This is a genomic window from Bradyrhizobium sp. 31Argb, from assembly GCF_043638955.1.
In the GTDB taxonomy this organism is placed as follows: Bacteria; Pseudomonadota; Alphaproteobacteria; order Rhizobiales; family Xanthobacteraceae; genus Bradyrhizobium.
On the sequence record NZ_JBEGDB010000678.1, the window covers coordinates 1 to 692 of the forward strand.

The following is a 692-nucleotide window of genomic DNA, read 5'->3' on the forward strand; positions in this document are numbered from 1 at the left end:
GATCTGGAGACGGCGACGGCCTGGGCGGAGCTGCCGGCCGCCGATCCGGACCCGCGCGCGCTCGGCCTGAGCGCGCGCCATCTGGCCTATGTGATCTACACCTCCGGTTCAACCGGCACCCCCAAGGGCGTCATGATCGAGCATCGGAGCCTGGTGCGTCTAGTGGCGGGGAACGACTTCGTCGAGATCTCGCCGCAGGACGTCTTTCTCAACGCATCCTCGCCGACATTCGACGCGACCACCTTCGAGCTCTGGGGAGCCTTAGCAAACGGGGCGAGTGTTGCGCTCTATCCTGAACGCTACCTCTCGACGGCAACGCTGGCCCAGATCATCCAAGATCAAGGCATCACCATCGCCTGGATGACTGCCCGGTTGTTCGATACCTATACCGGAGAGGGGCGCGGCACTAATCGGCTGCAGCAACTGCTGGTCGGAGGCGAAGAGGTCTCCGTTACTTCCGTCAGAGCATGCCAGAAGCGACATCCGACGCTGCGGATCTCAAATGCCTACGGCCCGACAGAGAACACCACCTTCAGTCTCTGCTATCCGGTGCCTGCTGGCTTCGATGACCAGCAACGAGTGCCGCTGGGCCGACCAATTCGAAATTCGGTGGTCTATCTTCTGGACGGTCATGGCGGGCCTGTTCCGTTCGGGGCGGCGGGTGAGCTTTACATTGGCGGGGCGGGAGTTGC

The 692-nt window shown here is 62.7% G+C and carries 1 protein-coding gene; it reads left to right on the plus strand.

Annotation, left to right across the window (positions count from 1 at the left end; translation table 11 throughout):
• Positions 1 to 692 (plus strand): AMP-binding protein (locus tag AAFX91_RS42230; protein WP_394570417.1); only part of this gene is annotated, 692 nt, incomplete at both ends.